This is a genomic window from Phytohabitans flavus (assembly GCF_011764545.1).
In the GTDB taxonomy this organism is placed as follows: Bacteria; Actinomycetota; Actinomycetes; order Mycobacteriales; family Micromonosporaceae; genus Phytohabitans; species Phytohabitans flavus.
Window position 1 is genome coordinate 3,320,555 of sequence record NZ_AP022870.1, and the last position, 18,117, is coordinate 3,338,671.

The 18,117-nt window shown below is 71.4% G+C and carries 16 protein-coding genes; 7 read left to right on the top strand and 9 right to left on the bottom strand.

All coding sequences use genetic code 11. The features are described from left to right. The first annotated feature begins 119 nt into the window (after positions 1–119). From Pflav_RS14510 to Pflav_RS14540, 7 genes are read left to right on the top strand one after another with little or no spacing between them, the layout of a single operon-like run. The gene (locus tag Pflav_RS14510; protein ID WP_173036646.1) at positions 120–632 is read left to right on the top strand and encodes a methylenetetrahydrofolate reductase C-terminal domain-containing protein; all 513 of its coding nucleotides are present in this window, start codon (positions 120–122) and stop codon (positions 630–632) included. After that, positions 629–1,591: a methylenetetrahydrofolate reductase gene (locus Pflav_RS14515; protein WP_173036647.1), complete on the top strand. Its 963-nt coding sequence runs from the start codon at positions 629–631 to the stop codon at positions 1,589–1,591. Before Pflav_RS14510 ends, Pflav_RS14515 begins: the two co-directional genes overlap by 4 nt. Further along, the gene (locus Pflav_RS14520; RefSeq protein ID WP_173036648.1) at positions 1,581–2,960 is read left to right on the top strand and encodes a hypothetical protein; all 1,380 of its coding nucleotides are present in this window, start codon (positions 1,581–1,583) and stop codon (positions 2,958–2,960) included. Before Pflav_RS14515 ends, Pflav_RS14520 begins: the two co-directional genes overlap by 11 nt. A gap of 2 nt (positions 2,961–2,962) precedes the next feature. Further along, positions 2,963–4,000 carry a uroporphyrinogen decarboxylase/cobalamine-independent methonine synthase family protein gene (locus Pflav_RS14525; protein ID WP_173036649.1) on the top strand — a complete coding sequence of 346 codons (1,038 nt, stop codon included), beginning with the start codon at positions 2,963–2,965 and terminating at the stop codon, positions 3,998–4,000. Positions 4,001–4,005: 5 nt separating this feature from the next. Further along, complete coding sequence (metK, locus tag Pflav_RS14530) at positions 4,006–5,226, top strand: methionine adenosyltransferase (protein ID WP_232072676.1); 1,221 nt, start codon at positions 4,006–4,008, stop codon at positions 5,224–5,226. Beyond that, complete coding sequence (purU, locus tag Pflav_RS14535; protein WP_173036651.1) at positions 5,223–6,134, top strand: formyltetrahydrofolate deformylase; 912 nt, start codon at positions 5,223–5,225, stop codon at positions 6,132–6,134. Before metK ends, purU begins: the two co-directional genes overlap by 4 nt. After that, complete coding sequence (locus Pflav_RS14540; protein WP_173036652.1) at positions 6,134–7,123, top strand: carbohydrate kinase family protein; 990 nt, start codon at positions 6,134–6,136, stop codon at positions 7,121–7,123. The genes purU and Pflav_RS14540 overlap by 1 nt, the downstream gene beginning before the upstream one ends. A gap of 1,194 nt (positions 7,124–8,317) precedes the next feature. On the opposite strand, the gene Pflav_RS14545 is transcribed toward Pflav_RS14540, so the two are convergent. Genes Pflav_RS14545 through Pflav_RS14580 form a run of 9 tightly spaced genes read right to left on the bottom strand, consistent with a single transcriptional unit; the run spans position 8,318 to position 18,114 of the window. Continuing rightward, entirely contained in the window at positions 8,318–9,169 is an 852-nt protein-coding gene (locus tag Pflav_RS14545; RefSeq protein ID WP_173036653.1) for an amidohydrolase family protein, read from the bottom strand. Next, positions 9,078–9,920, bottom strand: a complete 843-nt coding sequence (locus Pflav_RS14550; RefSeq protein WP_232071404.1) for an acyl-CoA dehydrogenase family protein — start codon at positions 9,918–9,920, stop codon at positions 9,078–9,080. Before Pflav_RS14550 ends, Pflav_RS14545 begins: the two co-directional genes overlap by 92 nt. 23 nt (positions 9,921–9,943) lie before the next feature. Beyond that, on the bottom strand, positions 9,944–10,327 hold the full coding sequence (locus Pflav_RS45495) for an acyl-CoA dehydrogenase family protein (protein WP_232071406.1): 384 nt from the start codon (positions 10,325–10,327) through the stop codon (positions 9,944–9,946). Next, positions 10,327–12,360 (bottom strand): AMP-binding protein, encoded by a 2,034-nt coding sequence (locus tag Pflav_RS42905; RefSeq protein ID WP_197938487.1) that lies wholly within the window; start codon positions 12,358–12,360, stop codon positions 10,327–10,329. The genes Pflav_RS45495 and Pflav_RS42905 overlap by 1 nt, the downstream gene beginning before the upstream one ends. Beyond that, positions 12,357–13,226 carry an amidohydrolase family protein gene (locus Pflav_RS14560; RefSeq protein ID WP_173036654.1) on the bottom strand — a complete coding sequence of 290 codons (870 nt, stop codon included), beginning with the start codon at positions 13,224–13,226 and terminating at the stop codon, positions 12,357–12,359. Before Pflav_RS14560 ends, Pflav_RS42905 begins: the two co-directional genes overlap by 4 nt. Next, a complete protein-coding gene (locus Pflav_RS14565) occupies positions 13,223–14,122 on the bottom strand; it encodes an SDR family NAD(P)-dependent oxidoreductase (protein WP_232071408.1) in 900 nt (299 codons plus the stop codon). Before Pflav_RS14565 ends, Pflav_RS14560 begins: the two co-directional genes overlap by 4 nt. Next, positions 14,119–15,648, bottom strand: coding sequence for an ABC transporter substrate-binding protein (locus Pflav_RS14570; protein ID WP_173036655.1), 1,530 nt, complete (start codon positions 15,646–15,648; stop codon positions 14,119–14,121). The genes Pflav_RS14565 and Pflav_RS14570 overlap by 4 nt, the downstream gene beginning before the upstream one ends. Next, a complete protein-coding gene (locus tag Pflav_RS14575) occupies positions 15,648–16,850 on the bottom strand; it encodes a cobalamin-independent methionine synthase II family protein (RefSeq protein ID WP_173036656.1) in 1,203 nt (400 codons plus the stop codon). The genes Pflav_RS14570 and Pflav_RS14575 overlap by 1 nt, the downstream gene beginning before the upstream one ends. Before the next feature lie 37 nt (positions 16,851–16,887). Continuing rightward, complete coding sequence (locus Pflav_RS14580) at positions 16,888–18,114, bottom strand: amidohydrolase family protein (RefSeq protein ID WP_173036657.1); 1,227 nt, start codon at positions 18,112–18,114, stop codon at positions 16,888–16,890. Between the last annotated feature and the right edge of the window lie 3 nt (positions 18,115–18,117).

The following is an 18,117-nucleotide window of genomic DNA, read 5'->3' on the forward strand; positions in this document are numbered from 1 at the left end:
GCCGCTTGTGTTCGGACACAAGTGGGGCGGGTGGAAGCTTGCGGCACCGCCCGAAGACACTCCCACCGCTTCCTTGCGACCTTGTTACGACCAGGCACACGGCGGGCGAGGAGGGGTCGATGGGCGTCGAGCGGATACGGCCGTTCCGGCCGCGGATACCGGCGTTCCTCGCGTACGCGCTGCACGCGCTCCTCGCGGAGAACGCCTTCTACCGGCGGCTGGCCGCGTACGTCGAGCGGCGTCCGGTGCTGTACCGGTGGTTCACGGCGGGCGAGCGGGTCACCAAGGAGCGGCTCTTCGGCTGCCGGATGTGTGGCCAGTGCGCGCTGCCCACCACCGGGTACGCGTGCCCGATGACCTGCCCCAAGCAGCTGCGCAACGGGCCCTGCGGCGGGGTGTCGCCGGACGGCTCGTGCGAGGTGGACCGTACCCAGCAGTGCGTCTGGGTCACGGCCTGGACCCGCGCGAAGGATGCGGGCCGGGACGCGGACCTCGACCTGCTCCAGCGTCCGGTGGACAACCGGCAGTGGACGCGCAGCTCGTGGATCAACTACTGGCAGGGGCGGGACGAGGGGCTGGCCGTCGCCTACGACGATGACGACCCGCACCCGGCGCTGGCGGGCCGGCGATGAGCGAGTCTGGCCTGAAAGCGCGGACGGCGGCCAGCGGGCTGCGCGGTGCGCTGGCCGACGGACGGTTCGTGGTGACGGCCGAGGTGGCGCCGCCGCGGGACGCGGACACCGAGGCGATCGCGCGCAAGGTCGGCGCGCTGCGCGGGTGGGTGGACGCCGCGAACGTGACCGACAACCAGGGCGGCAACGTCCGGATGTCCAGCCTCGCCGGCAGCATCCTGGTGCAGCGTGCCGGGCTCGACCCGGTGATGCAGCTGACCTGCCGCGACCGCAACCGGCTCGCCTTGCAGTCCGACCTCATCGGCGCGGCGGCGCTCGGCATTCGCAACGTGCTGCTGCTCACCGGGGACCATCCGACGCTCGGTGACCACCCGGACGCCAAGCCGGTCTTCGACCTCGACGGGGTGCAGCTGGTCTGGACCGCGCGGACGCTCCGCGACGAGGGGACGCTGCTGTCCGGCAAGCGGCTCGGGGTACGGCCGTCGTGGCTGATCGGCACGGTGGAGAACCCATTCGCCCCGCCGGCCGAGCTGCGGGCCCGGCGCCTGGCGAAGAAGGTGGCCGCGGGCGCGGAGTTCGTGCAGACGCAGTACGTCTTCGACGTCGACGCCTTCGCCCGCTGGCTGCGCCCACTGCGCGACGAGGGCGTGACCGAGCGGTGCGCGGTGATCGCCGGGGTGGGGCCGATCCGGTCGCGGCGGATGCTGTCGTTCCTGACCGGCACCGTGCCCGGCATCCACGTGCCGGAGTCGGTGCGCAGGAGGCTGGCCGGTGTGCCGGAGCAGCGGGTCGAGGAGGAAGGGCGGCGCGTCTGCGTGGAGACGATCGAGGCCCTGGCCGCGCTCGACGGCGTGCGCGGCGTGCACCTGATGGTCTTCGGCCATGAGGACGAGGTACCCGACATCGTGCGGCAGGCCGGGATCCGGCAGGCCACGAAGGGTGGCGACGATGCTGATTGACTTCCGGCCGCACGCGCGGCTCCGCTCCGGCAAGCCGGTCGACCTCACGGCCTCGGTCGGCCCGGTCGTCTCCGCGCTCGCGGACTCCGAATGGGACCTCGGCCGGGTGCGCGTGGTCTGCGACTGGGTGCAGTACAAGGAAAACTTCCGCGACGCCGTGGACCTTCGGCCGATACTGTCCACTCCGGAGGGTCTGGAGGTCGCCGTCGACGTCCGGCGCGGCCCCGGCGTCCCGAGCCTGAGCGGCGACTCAGGCGACCGGGCCTACCTCGAAGACTGGGTGCCCGGCTCGGCGAGCTGCGTCTGGGACTTCAACGCCCTCTACTGGAGAGCGTTGGAGCTGTGGGAGAAGTCGTCCGGCCGGGGCTACGAGCAGGCGCTGCCGGGCGGCGAGAGCGACGCCCGCAACCGCGACGCCGCCCACGAGGTGATCGAAGGGCTCTTCGACGTCTGGGAGACGCTGGAGCTCAAGGCGGCCCTCCCCGAGGAGTTGGTCGTCGTCGAGCTCGGCGTCGGCAACGGCAACCAGGCCAAGGTATTCCTCGACGAGTTCCGCCGCCTGGACCGCGCTCGGGGCACCGACTACTACCGTCGGCTGCACTACCTCATGTGCGACTACTCCCAGCACGTCCTCGACCTCGCCGGTGAGACCGTCGCCGACCACGCCGGCCGGGTCAGCTCGGTCGCCCTCGACGCTACGCGGCCGCTGACCTCGCTGGGGTTCCTGAAGTACAAGGTGTTCCTCGTCTACGTGTCCAATGTGTACGACAACCTGCCGACCGACGAGGTGGCCCAGATCGGCGGTCGCACGTATGCGGTGCAGACCCGCGCCTACCTGCCCGCACAGGGCGCGAAGACGGATCTGGTGCACAAGCTGCTCCGCCTCGGCCCGCTGCTGCTGACCGAGGTGGCACCCGAGGAGTTCCCCGACCTCGACACGGCCGTGGCGTTCTGGCGGCAGGCGTGGTCGACGGTGCGCCTGGAGGAGCGGTACGTGCCGCTGCCCGGGCTCGACGAGTACGCGGTCACGCCGAAGTTCAGCGGCGAGGCGCTTCGCCCGCTGCTGGAGTCGGGAGCCGACGTGCGCATGCACGTGAGCAACGGCGCGGTGGCCAGCTTCACCGACAGCCTCCAGCTCCTGCACCCGTACGGCCGGCTGATCTGCCACGACATCTTCGTCACCGGCGTGGAGGGGTATCGCAGCCAGTTCCGCGGCCCGGGCAAGTACGACGGCTCGGTCGTCAACTGGGTCAACGGCCCGCTGATCGCCCACATCGGACGGCGGTGTGGCTTCGACGTCCACTTCGAACAGTTCCGGCACCGTACCGCCGGCAACATCGTGACGATGACCGCCCAGGTGAGGGAGTGACCATGGCGCTACCGCTGCTGCCCACGACGGTCGTCGGCTCGTACCCCGTGCCGGAGTGGATGGAACGACTCAAGACCGAGTACTTCCGCGGCAAGATGAGCTACGGCCAGCTCCAGGAAGTGCACGACATGGCGGTCAAGGCGGCCCTGCGTGACCAGGAGCTGGCCGGGATCGACATCGTCTCCGACGGCGAGCTGCGCCGGGACAACGACATCGACTACACGCTCGCCCGGATGCCCGGCATCGAGATCCCCGAGCCGGTCAAGGATTTCTACTTCGACTACTACGAGGCGCGGGCGGCCGCGCTCCCCGAGGTGACCGGGCCGTCGCCGCTGGGGCTGGCCGCCGACTACGCGTTCACCTCGGCCCAGACGAAGGCGCCCGTCAAGTTTTCGTTCACCGGCCCGTTCTCGCTGTCCTGCCGGGTCCACGACCGCGGCCGGTTCAGCCAACGCGACCTGGTGATGGCGATGGCGCGGGTGCTCAACGCCGAGGCCCGTGCCCTGGCGGAGCTGGGCGCGACGCTGCTCCAGATCGACGAGCCGTTCCTGGCCGGGCACACCGACCAGGTCGCGCTCGCGGTCGACGCGATCAACGCGGTAACCGACGGCGTCGACGTCACCTGGGCGCTGCACGTCTGCTACGGCAACCGGTACGCCCGCCCCTCCTGGGAAGGGCACTACGACTTCCTCTTCCCCGACGTCCTTCAGGCCGACGTCGACCAGCTCGTGCTGGAGTTCGCCCGCAAGGGCGACGGCGACCTGACGATCATCGACAAGTTCGGCTGGCCCGGCGCTGTCGGGCTCGGCGTCGTCGACGTGAAAAGCGACGAGGTCGAGACCCCCGAGCTCGTCGCCAACCGCATTCGCCGGGCTCTGCGGCACATCGGGGCCGACCGGCTCCTCGTCAACCCGGACTGCGGGCTGCGCAACCTGAGCGCCGTGACCGCGCGGGCGAAGCTGGCCGCGATGGCCCGCGGCGCCCGGATGGTCCGGGACGAGCTACCTTCCCTCTCCGTCTCGCAAGGAGCGACACCGTGAGCAAAGTGGACTTTCTCTTCACGTCCGAGTCGGTCACCGAAGGGCACCCGGACAAGGTCGCGGACGCGATCTCCGACGCGGTGCTCGACGCCGCGCTGACCGCCGACCCACAGTCGCGGGTCGCCTGCGAGACCCTCGTCACCACCGGCATGGCCGTGCTCGCCGGCGAGATCACCACGCCGGTGCAGCTCGACTACACGCGCATCGTCCGCGACACGATAACGCGCATCGGGTACGACGACGGCGCGTACGGCTTCGACGGCGAACACTGCGCCGTGCTCGTCGCGCTGGACCGGCAGTCGCCGGACATCGCGCAGGGTGTCGACCAGGCGCAAGAGCACCGCGAAGGGCTCTCGGACGACGCGTTCGACCGGGTGGGTGCCGGCGACCAGGGCATGATGTTCGGCTACGCCTGCGACGAGACGCCCGAGCTGATGCCCATGCCGATCACGCTCGCCCACCGCCTGGCCCGAAGGCTGGCCGAGGTGCGCCGCACCGGCGTCGTCGACTACCTGCGGCCGGACGGCAAGACGCAGGTGACGATCCGGTACCGCGGCGGGGTACCGGTCGGGATCGAGCGGGTGCTCGTCTCCACCCAGCACGCCGAGGAGGCGACGGCCGACCGCATCCGCGCGGACATGTGGCAGCACGTGGTGGCCCCGGTCCTCCCTCCTGAGCTGTACGACGCCGCCGAGTTGCGCGCGGGGCTGCTGGTCAACCCCACCGGGCGGTTCGTCATCGGCGGGCCGGTCGGCGACGCCGGGCTCACCGGCCGCAAGATCATCATCGACACGTACGGGGGTTTCGCCCGCCACGGCGGCGGCGCGTTCTCCGGCAAGGATCCGTCCAAGGTGGACCGCTCGGCGGCGTACGCGGCCCGTTACGTGGCGAAGAACGTGGTGGCCGCCGGGCTGGCGAGCCGGGCCGAGGTGCAGGTGGCGTACGCGATCGGCGTGGCCCGGCCGGTCTCGCTGCTGGTCGACACGTTCGGCACCGAGCGCGTCGACCCCGCCCTGATCGACCGGCTCGTCGAGGACTGCTTCGACCTGCGCCCGGCGGCGTTCCGCGGCTACCTCGGCCTGCACAGCCCCATCTACGCGGCCACCGCCTCGTACGGCCACTTCGGACGCTCCGATGTGGACCTGCCGTGGGAGCGCACCGACCGGGCGGAGGAGCTGCGGAAGGCCGCCGGCCTCGCCGAGCCCGCGGTGGTGCGGGCGGCATGACCACGACCGTCTCCGAGCGGCCCGCCACGCGTGCGCCGATCGAGCCCGCCGAGGCCGGCGACATCGCCCGCCTCGTCGTGTCCTGCTCGGACGGACCGGGCATCGTCGCGCTGATCACCTCGTTCCTGCACCGGCACGGGGCGAACATCCTCCAGTCCGACCAGTTCTCCACCGGTGCCACGGGCGGCCGGTTCATGCTCCGCACCGAGTTCCACCTCGCGCGGCTGCGGGAGCGGATGCACCTGCTGGAGCGGCAGTTCGACGTCGAGGTGGCGCGGCGGTTGGGCGCGGAGTTCCGGCTGCGGGCCGCGGCTACGCCCACCCGCGTGGCGATCTTCGTGTCCCGGTACGACCACTGCCTGCTCGACCTGCTGTGGCGGGCCCGGCGTGGTGAGCTGCCGATCCAGGTGGCCGCTGTGGTGTCCAACCACCCCGACCTGGAGCCCGACGTGGCCGCGTTCGGCACTCCGTACGTGCATGTGCCAGTCACCCGGGCCACCAAGCCGGCCGCCGAGCGGGTCCAGCTCGACCTGCTCCGCGGCGAGGTGGACCTCGTGGTGCTGGCCCGGTACATGCAGATCCTCTCCGGCGACTTCCTCGACCAGGTCGGTGTACCCGTGATCAACATCCACCACTCCTTCCTGCCCGCGTTCGCCGGCGCCAGCCCGTACGAGCAGGCCAGGCAGCGCGGGGTCAAGCTCATCGGCGCCACCGCCCACTACGCCACCGAGGACCTTGACGAGGGGCCGATCATCGAGCAGGACGTGGTGCGCGTCTCGCACCGGGCCGGCGTCGCCGACCTGAGCCGCAGCGGCGCCGACATCGAGCGCACCGTGCTCGCCCGCGCGGTCGGCTGGCACTGCGCCGACCGCGTCTTCGTCCACGGCACCACGACGGTGGTGTTCTGATGGCGGCCGGCCCGATCGCGGTCACCGGCTCGATCGCGACCGACCACCTCATGCACTTCCCCGGCCGGTTCCGCGAACAGTTCATCGCCGAACGCCTCGACCGGATCTCGCTGAGCTTCCTCGTCGACGACCTGGAGATCCGGCGCGGCGGGATCGCCGCGAACATCGCCTTCTCCCTCGGCGTCCTCGGCCGGCGCCCGGTCCTCGTCGGTGCCGTCGGTGCCGACTTCGCCGACTACCGCTCGTGGTTGGAACGGCACGGCGTCGACTGCGGCGGCGTGCTGACCGTCGAGGGCGCGCACACGCCGCGGTTCACCTGCACCACCGACGAGGACCAGTGCCAGATCGCCTCGTTCTACCCGGGCGCCATGGCCGCCTCGGCGAGCATCGACCTCGCGCCGATCATCGCCTCCCGAGGGGTGTCGCTCGTGCTCGTCGGGGCGAGCGCCCCGGAGGCGATGCTCGCCCACACCGCCCAGGCACACCAGCTCGGCGTGCCGGTCGCCGCCGACCCGTCGCAGCAGCTGCCGCGCCTGGACCGGGACGAGTGCCGGGCGCTTGTCGACGGCGCCGCGTACCTGTTCACCAACGAGTACGAGTGGGAGCTGCTGGTACGCCGCACCGGCTGGTCCGAACGCCAGATCACCGACCGCGTGGGCATGCGGATCACCACGCTGGGCGGCAAGGGAGCGCGCATCGCCACCCGCGGGGAGGCCGAGATCCAGGTGAACGCGGTCCCAGCCCGCCAGATCCTAGACCCGACCGGCGTAGGCGACGCGTTCCGCGCCGGCTTCCTAGCCGGACTCGACAGCGGCCTGCCGGTCACCCACGCGGCGCAGCTAGCCTCGCTGGTGGCCACCGCGGTGCTGGAGAGCGTCGGCAGCCAGGAGTGGACACTGACACCCGCCGACGGCACCGCCCGCCTCACCGACGCCTACGGCCCCGAAGCCGCCGCCGCGATCACCCCCTACCTGCCAACATCCACCTGAGAAACGGCCGCCGCCCGCCTCCAACACAGCCCGGAGGCGGGCACGCACCGGTGGTGACCTCTTCAGGCAATTTGCCCCCGTCCGCGCCAGCGGCGGACCGTATGCTCCCGCGGGCACCGCTCCGGCCGGCGGCTCGCTAGCGCTCCCCGAACCCCCGACCTCCACTGCCAGCCCCGCGGGTCAAGCCCACCCCACACCACCCACGCCGCCAGCCCGCCGCCGCGAACCCAAGGCCGCCAACCCGGCCCCGCCAGCGCGGGGCCGCCAGTCCGGCACCGCGCCGCGCAACGGTCGGTGGTGCTGTCGCGGACGCACTTGCTCTGCTTCCCTATGGTCGCCCCGACTTCCGCTGCCAGGCTCGCCGGTCAAGCCCATCCCGTCGCTGCGGGGCGTAGAGAACTGGTCGGAACTGCCCGCTGGTCCCCCGCCCGCCGCGTCCGTCACGGGACCAATCAAGATCTCGACAAAATCCCTGATTTTGTTGCCTCAACCCTCGCGGGAAGCACCAAAATCAGGGATTTTGTCTGGATCATGACCGGCATCGTGGTGGTGCGTCGCTGGGGTGGCTACCTCTATGCCAACGGCGGGAGATCTCCGCCTGGCTCGTCGGGGCGTGGCCTTGATCGGTGGGTGCTCTGCTTGTCCGTGGCGCGAAATTGCCCCTCCAGGGGAAATTTCTCGACACAATCGCAGTGCGACACCGTGCTGCTCACGTCGATCAAGGAAATCTACGGCCGCCGGCCTTGAGCGGCGTCTTCGCGTGAAGGTTTGACCCCGTCAACGCGAATCTGCGGCCGCCGGCCCTCGATCGACCCCCGACCCCGAAAGCTCCATATAGCGAGCAAAGCAAGACATCTTGCCCACAACACCCGGCCGACCGGCGCGAGGTGAGATCGCCAGCCTAACGGCGGCGCTCTCCCGAGGCCCTTTCGGGGCGCGTTTGGGTGTCCGTCCACAATGGTCCGGTCCGCGATCCACAGCCCGTCCCGGTCGGCGCGTCCAGGCGCGGTGGCACGAGCACCTGCGGGGCTTGGCCCGCGGAGCTGGCAGCGGAGGCCGGGGATTTCGGCGAGCCCTGGCGAGCCGCCGGCCGGAGCGGTGCCCGCGGGAGCATACGGTCCGCAGCTGGCGCGGACGGGGGCAAATCTGGCTGAAGGAACACGCGGCGAGCGCGAACCGGCCCTGAAAGGTCGCTTAGAAGTAGAGGGACAGGGCGGTTTCGCGGAGGACGGCGTCGGCTTCGTGGGGTGGGAGGGTGCGGACCGAGGCGCGGGCGGTCTCGACCATGTCCGGGTACGGCAGGCGGGTCTGGGTGATGTCGGAGCCCCACAGCACGCGGCCGGCGCCGAAGCGGGCGACCAGCCACTCGACCAGGGCCGCCGGGTCGCCGCCCCAGCGGCGCACCTGCATCGCGTTGAGCGTTGTCACCTTGACGTGCAGCCGGGAGAGGTCGGCTAGGCGCAGCAGGTCTTCGGTGCCGGCGAATGCCGGTGGGCGGTCGACGCCGATGCTGCCCACGTGGTCGACCACCACGTCGACGTCGGGGAAGCGGCGCATCATGTCGCCGAGCGTGGCCAGGCTCTCGGCCCGGTTCCAGCGGTACATGTGCAGGCACAGTGACACGCCCAGCTCGGCCGCGCGTGCCCAGACGCGCGCGGCGTGTTCGCCGGCGAACCAGGCGGTGCCGGGCGGGCCGCCGGTCGGGGTGCCGGCGCCGGCGGTGAAGCGCATCGCGACGGCGCCCGCGTCGGCGAGCTTGGCCGCCACCTCGGCCGCGTCCGGGCGGTCGGCGTCGAGCATGCAGACCGGGGCGAGGCGAGGGCGCAGGCGGCGGGCCGAGTCTAGGACATAGCTGTTGTCGTACCCGAAGATGTGCGCCCGCTGCACCGCGACTGCGTGGCTCACGCCCAGGTCGTCCATCATGGACAGCAGGCGTTCGGCGGTCATGGGGTCGTCAAGCACGTCCGGGTCGAGGGTGCCGCGGAGCGGGGCGACCGGATAGCGCGGGTCGTCGACGGTGAGGTGCGCGTGCGCGTCCACGATCATGCGAGGTGTCCCCGATCTTCTCGTACCCGCGCAGCAGATCGCGGGAAATGATCATCCGCTGCATCTCGTCGGTGCCCTCCAGCACGCGCAGGACACGGACGGCGCGGTACCAGCCCTCGATGGGCAGGTCCCGGGTGTAGCCCATGCCGCCGAAGATCTGGAGGGTGCGGTCGACGACCCGGTTGACCATGCCGGCGCCGTAGAGCTTGGCCACGGCGGCCGGGTGCCGGGCGGGCTGGCCCTGGTCGACCGTCCAGGCGCAGCGCAGCGCCAGCCACCGCGCCGCCTCAAGCTCGACCTCTGAATCGGCGATCATCCACTGGATCGCCTGCCGTTCGCCGATCGGCCGGCCGAACGTGACGCGGGTGTTGGCGTGCGCGATCGCCATGTGCAGGCACCGCTCGGCCGTGCCGACCGCCTGCGACGGGATCACGTACCGCCCGCGCACGATCCAGCGCATCGCCAGCTCCCACCCGCCGCCCACCTCGCCGAGCACATTGGACGCCGGCACCCGTACGTCGTCGAAGGTGAGCGCGGCCGGCGTGTGCCAGCTGCCCATGGTCTCGATGGGGCGGGAGGTCCACCCCATCTTCCGGTCGACGAGGAAGGCGGTCGCCTCCCGGGCGGCGGAGCCGCTCACCGCGATGACGATCGCGTAGTCGGCCTCGTCGCCGAACGTGATGAACGTCTTCTCCCCGCGCAGCACCCAGTCGCCGCCGTCGCGCCAGGCCCGCAGCCGGATGCCGGCCACGTCCGACCCGGCGTCCGGCTCGGTCAGCGCGAAGCAGCCGAGCCGCTCCCCTCGATGGTGGGCAGCAGGTACTCGGCCCGCTGCGCGTCGCTGGCCTCGTACAGGATGTTGTCGGCCTCGCCGCCGAAGCGGAACGGGACCGGCGTGCGCCCCAGCTCCGTCCAGAGTAGAGACTGGGTGACCGCGGGCAGCGCCATCCCGCCGTACGCCTCGGGCGTGCTCATCCCCCAGAAGCCGAAGCGCCGCGCCCGCGACTGGAGCTCGCGCAGCTCGTCGCGGCGCAGTGCGGGCTCGCCGGTCCGCTCGCGGCGCAGCATCTCCTCCTCGAGCGGCACGACCTCGCGGGTGACGAAGGCGCGGGCGGTATCCCGGATGTCCCGCTGCTCGTCGGTCAGGCCGAAGTCCACTAAGGACCGACCTTCTCGTACTGCCGGACCACGATGGTGGCGACGCAGCTCGGCTTGGCCTGGCCCTGCACCTCGAACGTCAGCGTCATCGTGGTCTGTACGCCGCCCGGCACGTCGGTGACCGCGTCGACCGCGGCACCGCAGCGCAGCTGGCCGCCGACCGGCACCGGCGCGGGGAAGCGCACCTTCTCGCAGCCGTAGTTGACGCCCATGCCGAAGCCTTGGAAGCGGATCAGCTGCGGCAGGAAGAACGTGGTGAGCGAGAGCGTGAGGAAGCCGTGCGCGATCGTCCCGCCGTACGGCCCGGCCGCCGCCCGCGCCGGGTCGACGTGGATCCACTGGTGGTCACCGGTGGCATCGGCGAAGAGGTTGACCCGATCCTGGGTGACCTCGTGGTACGGCGTGTAGCCGAGGTGTTTGCCGGCCAGCGCGCGCACCCCGTCCGGCCCGACCGCGACGACCGGGACAGAGGTGGCCACCTCGCGGACCCACCGCAGGTCGGCCTTGCCGGCAGGGCTGCGCCGGATCGACGGTACGAACACGACCTCGCGCGGGCGCTTGTAGCCGGCCAGCCGCTCACCCACGAACTCGCGCACCTCGTCGGCGGTCACCGCGGCGGTGGTGGAGACGACCGCGACGACCTGGCTGCCCCACCGCTCGTGCGGCACGCCGACCACGACCGCGTCGCCGATCGCCGGGTGGCGCAGCAGGACCTGCTCGACCTCCTCGGCGAAGACCTTCTCGCCGCCGGTGTTGATGACCCCGCTGCCCCGGCCGCGCAGCACGAGAGTGCCGTCCTCCTCGAGGGTGGCCAGGTCGCCGGGCATGCAGTACCGCGTGCCGTCGACGTACCGGAACGTGCGGGCGGTGGCCTCCTCGTCGCCGTGGTAGTGGATGAACTCGTCGGTGGGCGCGGCGAGCATGCCGACGCTGCCGGAGCCGGGCGGCACGTCCTCGCCGTCCTCGCCGATCAGCCGGGCGCCCGGGGCGAGCACGAAGCGGGCGGTGGTGACCGGGTCGCCGCGCCGGGTGACCCGCATGGCGAACGGGCCACCCTCGGACGCCGCGATGGTGTCGTAGCAGGCGAACTCGCCGTGCTCCAGCAGCCGCCGCTTCACGTCGGCGCTCCACATCACCCCGACGCTGCGCAGGCGCCGCAGGTGGGACAGGTCGTACGGGGTACCGGCGGCCGCCGCGCGGTCGAGCTCGTCGGCGAGCGGGCGGGCGAAGACGTCGCCGACCATGCCCATGTCGGTGACCTTGTGCTCGGCGAGCAGCCGGGCGGTCTCCGCGGGGTCGTACGAGCGGGCGGTCAGGAAGACCACGGTGCCGCCGCCGAGCAGCGTGGCGAGCGTGTTGTAGATGCCGGCGCCGTGCATGAGCGGCGCGACCGCGAGGCAGACCTGTCCCGGGCCCTCGTCACGGATCCGCCGGGTGACCTCGGCCAGCTCTTCGAGGGTGTGCGGCACCGGCCGGTCGAGCACGGCGTAGCTGCTCTGTACGCACACCGCGAAGAGCCACGAGTGCCGGGAGACGACGCCGCGCGGGAGTCCGGTGGTGCCGCCGGTGTAGAGCTGCCACTCGTCGTCGCCGCGCTCCTGCCGGGGCAGGCGCGGGTGCGCCATGGCCTCCTCGTAGGCGGACAGCGGCAGGAGCGTGTGCAGGCCGGGGTACTGCTGGCGGACCGCGTCGACCCGCTCGGCCAGCGACGGGTCGAAGATGATCGCGCGGGCCTGCGCGTTCTCCAGCAGGTACCGCAGCTCGGCCTCGCGGTAGCGGTAGTTGACGTTGACCGGGACGGCCCGCAGCTTGAGCACGGCGAGCAGGCTCTCCACGTACTCGAAGCCGTTGTAGAGCGCGATCGCGACGCGGTCGCCGGTGCCGATCCCCCGCTCGGCGAGGTGTCCGGCGAGGCGGGCGGCGCGTTCGTCCAGGTCGGCCCAGGTCCGCCGCTGGTCGCCGTGGATGACGGCCGGCCGCTGCCCCACCTGGTCGGCCACGGTTTCGAGTACGGTGGCGAAGTTCTCGTTCATGGCAGGCCCAACAAGCGGGCGGCGTTCTCCTTGAGCAGCAACGGCTTGACCTCCTCGCGGATGCCGATCTTGTCGAGATCGGACAGCCAGCGCTCGGGCGTGATCATCGGGAAGTCGGTGCCGAAGAGCACCTTGTGCTTGAGCAGCGTGTTGGCGTACTGGACGAGCTGCGGCGGGAAGTACTTCGGCGACCAGCCGGACAGGTCGATGTAGACGTCCGGCTTGTGCAGGGCGACCGAGAGCGCCTCGTCCTGCCACGGAAACGACGGGTGCGCCAGGATTATCTTCATGCCGGGGAAGTCGACGGCCACGTCGTCCACGTACATCGGGTTGCCGTACTTGAGCCGGATGCCGCCGCCGCCCGGCGTGCCTGCCCCGACACCGGTGTGTCCAGTGTGGAAGAGCGCGATCAGGCCGTGCTCGGCGATCACCTCGTACAGCGGGTACGCGATCGGGTCGTTGGGGTAGAACGCCTGGCTGCCGGGGTGAAACTTGACCCCGCGCACGGGGTGCTCGGCGACCAGGCGGCGCAGGGTCTTGACGCCGTCCGGCCCGCGCGCCGGGTCGACGCTGACGAACGGCACAAGTACGTCCGCGTGCTCGGCGGCGAGCCGGGCGACCTCCTCGTTGGAGGGCACCGGATCCTTGCCACCGCTGTCCACTGTAAACACGACAGCGGCCATGTTCCGCTCGCGGTAGTAGGCGGCGATCTCCGGCACCGTGTACCCGTCGGTGTGCTCGGTGCGGAAGTACTCCGCCATCCCCTTGAGCACCGCCTCGTCGCCGGCGGGGTGGTCGTCGACCGGGCGGTGCGCGTGGACGTGTACGTCGATCGCGACGAGCCGGTCGAGGTCGAGCCCGCTCATCGGGCCACCTTGTGCCGCTGGAGGTGCGGGGTGAAGACCTGTGGGAAGGCGTCGGCGATCGACTCGGCGGTCCAGCCGCCCTCCCGGTTGGCGGAGAACACCTCGCGCGGGTGTCCCCAGATGCTCAGCCGGTCGCCGCCCGCGCCGAGGTACTGGCCGGTGACCTCGGCCGCCGCGTCGGAGGCGAGGAAGACCACGAGCGGCGCGACATCGTCTACTGTGCCCAGTCCGGAGCGGCGCATCGCGGCCGGCACGGGCTCGCCCGCCTCGACCGCGGCGACCGTCTCGGCGAGGCTGGGGATCGTCGCCGCCATCCGGGTCAGCGCCATCGGCACGACCGCGTTGACCGTGACGCCGACCTTGGCGCACTCCACGGACCAGACCCGGACCAGGCCGATGATGGCGGCCTTCGCGGCGGCGTACGCGGTCTGCCCGAAGTCGCCGAGCTGGCCGGCGGGCGAGCCCACGAGGATGAGCCGCCCGCCGGTGCCCTGCTCCCGGAAGCGGAGCAGGGCCGACCGTCCACAGGTGAACGTGCCGCGCAGGTGGCTGCCGACCACGAGGTCGAACTCGTCGTCGGTGACCTTCGCCAGCGTGCGGTCGCGCAGCGCCCCGGCGTTGGTGCACATGACGTCGAGCCGGCCGAACTCGCGTACGGCGGTCTCCACCAGCGCGTCCGCCACGTCGGCCGTACCGACCGCGCCGACCAGCACGGCCGCCCGGCCACCGGCGTCGAGGATCTCCTTCTGCACCACCTCGGCCGCGGCCGCGTCGATGTCGTTGACCACTACCGCGGCGCCCGCCGCGGCCAGGGCGTGCGCATAGGCCCGCCCGAGGCCGCGGCCGGAGCCGGTGACCACCGCCACCTTCGCGTCGAGTCGCATGTCTTCCCTCACTTGGTGATGGTCAGGCTGCCGAAGTCGTAGTCGCCCACGACCGGGACCTGGAAGCCGTCGATGCCGGACCGGAACGCGGCCACGTACTGCACGCCGCAGACCGGGATCACCGGCGGACCGGCGTCGAACACCGTCTTGATGATCTGCCGCATCGGGCCCTGCCGGGTGGCCAGGTCGTCGGTCTGCCGCGACTGGGCGAGCAGGTCCGCGACACCGTCGGCGGTGAACTTCCCGGGGTTGTAGATGCCGCCGGGCATGTAGTAGTCGGCGACGAACTGGCTCGGGTCCGGGCGGCCGGCCTGCACGAGCGACACCGTGGCGTTGAACTTGCCGGTGCGCCGGGCGTTGATGAGCTGGCTCGCCTCCAGCACCGTGATGCTCATCGTGATGCCGATCTGCGCGAGCTGGGCCTGGAGCGCCTGGGCGAGCTGCTGGTACGAGGTGTTCGGGCCGACGTTCATCTCGAACTTGAAGCCGTTCGGCAGTCCCGCCTCGGCCAGCAGCGCCTTGGCCTTGTCCACGTCGTGGTAGGCGTCGGTGCCGGCCAGTTCCGCGTCGTACGCCCAGAAGCCGTCCTGGAACGGTTGGACGCTGGGCTTGCACGCGCCGGCGTACAGGCTGTCGCTGATCGCCTTGCGGTCCACCGCGTACGACATCGCCTGGCGGACCTTCGGGTTGCCGAACTCGGATGCGCCGGTGTTGAGCAGGATGCCGTTGAACGTGGTGTTGGCGCCCTGTACGACCGTGAGCCCGGCGCTCTTCGCCTCGGCCACCTGGGCCGGGGTGATCGAGGAGCCGTCGGACTGGCCGGAGCGGACCGCGCGCAGCCGGGTGGCCTCGTCGGCGTAGACGGTCATCTCGATGCCGCCGATCTTGACGGCGCTCCGGTTCCAGTAGCCGTCCCAGGCCCGCATGCTGAGCCGGCCGTCGGCGATGTCGGTCAGCTTGAACGGGCCCGTGCCGACCGGCTTTGTCTTGAGGTCGGCGTTGCCGAGGGCCTTCGGGCTGATCATCATGCCGGCCTCGCCGGCGAGCACGTTGACGAGATGGCCGCCGGGGGCGGACAGGACCAGCCGGACCTGGGTCGGGCTGCTCACCTCGACCGCTTCGATCGACTTGAGTGCGCCGACCAGCAGGCTCGGCGGCTTCTTGGCCGCCTCGACGTTGGCCTTGACCGCCTCGGCGTCGAAGGGCGTGTCGTCCTGGAACTTAACGCCGGCGCGCAGGGTGAGGTCGATCGCCTTGCCGTCCGGGGCGAACTTCCACTCGGTCGCCAGTCCGGGCTTCAGCTCGCCGTTGGGCTTCCGGTCGATCAGCGTCTCGTAGAAGTTGTCGAGGAAGACCGGGTCGAGCGGGCCGGCCAGGCGGGGGTCGAGGGAGGTCGGGTTGCCGGGGATGCCCCACCGCAGGATCGCCGCCCCGCCCGAGTCTTCGCCGCTGCCGCCGCCACCGCCGCAGGCGGCCGTGCCCAGCCCGACCGCCAGCAGCATCGCCGTCACGCGCACGCCCATCACACGCCCGCCCATCACCGGCTCCACAGCCGGTCGCTGGCGATCCGCGCGCCGTCGCCCATCGCACGCAGCTTGGCCCAGACGATCTCCTGGTGCCCGACCCGCGAGCCGATGCCGCAGTCGGTACCGGCCTGGATGTTCTCCCGGCCGACGACGCCGGCGAAGTTGACCAGGCGCTCGGCCACGAGCTCCGGATGCTCGACAAGGTCGGTGGCATGGCTGACGACGCCTGGCACGAGGATCTTCCCGTCGGGTAGCTTGACGTCCTCCCACACCCGCCATTCGTGGGCGTGCCGCACGTTGCCGGACTCGATCGCGTACGCCTTGGCGTTCACCTTGACGAGCAGGTCGGCGATGTACTTCAGCTCGATGTCGTTGGTGTGCGGGCGGTGGCCGCTGCCCCAGCACATGTGGAGCCGGATCTGCTCCTCGGGCAGGCCGGCGATCGCGTGGTTGATGATCTCGACGGCCCGCTCCAGGTACCGCCGGTAGTCGTCGACCGTCCACTCCGGATAGAAGGTCCAGGTGGTGGCGAACTCCGGCTCGTCGATCTGGAGCACCAGCCCGGCGTCGGTGACCGCCTTGTACTCCTCGCGCAGCGCCTCGGCGACGGCCGTCATGTAGGCGTCCTCGTCCGGGTAGTGCGCGTTGCGGGCGGCGGCGCCGAGGCTCAGCGGGCCGAGCGCGGCGATGAAGCCGTCGACGTCCTTGCCCGCGACGCCTTCGCGCAGCGCGGCCACGTCGGCGGCGATCGCCTCCTGCCCGGTGTACCGGATCGGCCCGGTGCACACCCGCTCGGTGGTGGGCAGCCGCGGCGGCCCGGCCTTGGCGAACCCTGGCCGCACTGGGCCACCGGAGCCGGAGAGCCACAGCCCGGACTCGTAGAAGCCGGGGAAGTCGGCCTTGTCGCGCTCCGCCACGTAGGCGCGCTTGGGCGGCACGGACGGGTCGATCGGCAGCACCTCCCAGCCGGTGACCCGGTCGTGGATGTACCCGCGGTAGCCGGTCGCGTGGGCCGCCTTGACGTACTCGCCGTCGTTGACGATGTCGAGGCCGCAGTCGATCTGCCGCTCGACGACCTCGGCGACCGCGCCGGGCAGCCGGCGTCCGATCTCGTCGCGGGTCTGTGGTGCGTTGGCGATCAGGTCGTCCAAATCGTCAGGCCGCGGCAGGTTGCCGCCGTGAGTGCTCAGAATCCGTTCCGTGCTGGTTCTCATGTCCGAATCCCTTTCACCAGTGATTCAGTACTGAAGCTCAATTCCGCCCGGTCGCCGGCAGCCAACCCCATGGGTGCGGGCCCCAGTGCGGGGCGAACAGCTCGCCGGCCCGAAGCGTGTGTACCGGTGCGATGCCCCAGCCGCCGCTGAACTCCACGCCGTCCGTGTCCTCGAACCGGAAGTCGCCTTCGACGACGTCGAGAATCGTGACGTCCGCCTCGCGGTCGAGCGCTATCGCTCCGATGTGGTCGGACCTGCCGATCGCCGCGGCCGCCCCGCTTGTCGTCATGCGGACCACCTCGGGCAGCGTGTACCCCACCGCCATGAACTTGGCCATGCACTCGACCAGGCTTTGGAAGTCGCGGCCGTGCGAGGTCAGGTCGGTGCTGATCGTGTCCGGTGCCAGGCCGGCCTCCCGCTGCCGGCAAGCCACCTCGAAGCCGAAGTTGCCGCGGCCGAGCGCGGCGTCGAGCACCACGCCCCGGGACCGCGCCTGCCGCAGCAGGTCCTCGCCGCCGGACAGCGCGGCGACGCCGCCCACGTTCGGCGTGCAGAGGTGGGTGAGGATGTCGCCGGCGTCCAGATTGGACAGCAGGAACGCGGTGACCTCCGCGAGGCGACCCGGGTCGCCGTCGCCGCGCCGGGTGGCGCCCCGGTCTCCGATGTGGACCATCAGCGGTACGCCGTGCTGCCGGGCGACCTTCTTGGCGCTGGTGACCAGGTCTTCACCGTGGCTGTACACGACCGGCCCGACCAGCCGCAGCTTGATGCCCTCGACCACGCCGGGGTTGGCCGCCACGCACTTCGCGATCGCTCCCGCGTCCACTTCGGACAGGCTGTGCACGTCGACGAGGCTTGGCATCGTGTGCGCGAAGCTGCCGATGTTGAGGTAGCAGACCACGCGGGTGCGCGCGTTCGGCTGAATGTACGCCGGGAAGACGCCGACGTTGGCGACACCGACCGAGCCGGCGTCGACGACGGTGGTGACGCCGGAGCGGACCCCGATCTCGTCCGGGTCGCAGCCCTCCATCCCGACGCCGGGGGTGATCGCGCCGTGAGCGACGTGGGCGTGCACGTCGATCAGACCGGGCACCACGATCCGGCCCGGCGCTCCGGCGTCGATCACCCGGCTCGCCCCCGCGTTTCCCAGGTCTTCGCCCAGGGCGGCGATCCGCCCCGCCCGGATCCCGATGTCGAGTCGGGAGTCGAGGCCCTGGCCGGGGTCGAGCACCCGGCCCCCTTGGATCAGTACGTCGAACGTCACGCC